A 1716-nucleotide genomic window follows, 5' to 3' on the forward strand; every position below is an offset into this window, starting at 1 on the left:
TAATTCCCGCGCCAATACCTGACGAATACGGGCGACAAGCTGGACAGCAAGCAGGGAATGCCCGCCCAGCTCAAAGAAATGATCATGACGACCCACTCGCGCCAGTCCCAATAAGTCTTGCCAGATTTGTGCCAACGCCGTTTCTATGTCACCGATGGGCGCTTCATAGCTGCGCGTCACTACGGCAGAATCATCCGGCGCAGGGAGTGCCTGACGGTTAAGTTTACCATTGGGCGTGAGTGGGAAGGTTTCCAGCATCACAAATGCAGTGGGCAGCATATAGTCGGCAAGGTGTCGGGCGAGTTGCTGACGCAGTTCAGCGGGCACCAGTTTAGCGCCCGCCTGTGGCCGCAGATAGGCCACCAACCGTTTCTGACCGGGTTCATCTTCGCGGGCAATCACCACGGCTTCGCGCACCCCGTGACACTGCATAAGCTGTGTTTCGATTTCCCCCAATTCAATGCGAAAACCCCGCAGTTTGACCTGAAAATCATTACGGCCGAGGTAGTCGATATTGCCATCGGGTCGCCAGCGGCCAAGGTCACCGGTTTTGTACATACGGTCATCGGGATTTGGGGAAAACGGGTCAACCAGGAAGCGCTCAGCCGTCAGTTCAGGCCGGTTGAGATACCCACGGGCTATGCCAGCGCCGGCGATATAGATTTCCCCGGTCACGCCCACAGGCACAGGCTGACCGTTCCCATCAAGAAGATAAATGCGGTTGTTGGCTATCGGGCGACCGATGGGCGGCAATGTTGGCCATTGTGCCATTTCCTTACCCAGTTGGTATGCCGTAGCGACATGGCTTTCTGTCGGGCCATAGTGATTATGTAACCGGCAGTTGGTCCGTTGCAGGAAACGCTGAATGGCTGGCGTAATACGCAATTGCTCGCCGGCGGTGATAATATGCGCCAGCCAGGAAAAATCCTCTCCACTGTAATTAGCGGCTTCAGCCAGATGCTGGAGCGCAATATAGGGCAGGAAAATTCGGTCAATCTGTTGTTGCTGAATCAGCCGGAGAAGCTGTTGAGGCGCCTGTCGCAGGGTTTCATTAATCAGAACCAGACAGCCGCCTTCACACAGGGTGGTGAATATTTCCTGAAAGGCGACATCGAAGCCCAGCGCAGCAAATTGCAGGGTTTTGCCGGTGCCGGCGGGCGGTGCAGGGAGGTGTCGGTGCCATTGTAGTAGGTTTGACAAGGCCGCCAGCGGCATTTCCACCCCCTTGGGTAATCCGGTGGAGCCTGACGTGTAGATGACATAGGCCAAATGGTGTGGTGTCAGCCCCTGCGCCTGTGTATCTGGGTTGTGAGTCGGTTGTTCAGCGAGAGAAGCTGTCTGAGCATCAAGCAGTATTGTGAGATAGTCGGTCTCAGCCGTGGAGTCCGTATTGTTCAGGGCGTCGGCGAGGGTCGTCTGGGTAAGTAAGGCCACGGGAGCGGCATCTCGGAGCATATACGTCAGCCGTTCGGTTGGGTAGGCCGGATCGAGCGGGACATAGGCCCCACCGGCTTTAAGAATAGCCAGTAATCCGACCACCATTTCCAGACTGCGTTCGACACAAATCGCCACGCGTTTGTCCGGACGGACGCCCAGCGCCATCAGGTAATGGGCCAGCTGATTAGCACGGCGGTTCAGTTCGCCATAGCGAATAGTTTGCTCTTCAAATATCACGGCGGGGGCATTGGGTTGTTGCTCTGCCAGTGCTTCAAACTG

General features: G+C 56.2%; 1 protein-coding gene. It reads right to left on the reverse strand.

Annotation, left to right across the window (positions count from 1 at the left end; genetic code table 11):
• The coding region (locus tag Xets_RS18800; RefSeq protein WP_187652313.1) for an amino acid adenylation domain-containing protein at window positions 1–1716 on the reverse strand (1716 nt) is incomplete at both ends.

Origin of the sequence: Xenorhabdus sp. TS4 (assembly GCF_014467265.1) — a bacterium.
Taxonomy (GTDB): Bacteria; Pseudomonadota; Gammaproteobacteria; order Enterobacterales; family Enterobacteriaceae; genus Xenorhabdus; species Xenorhabdus ehlersii.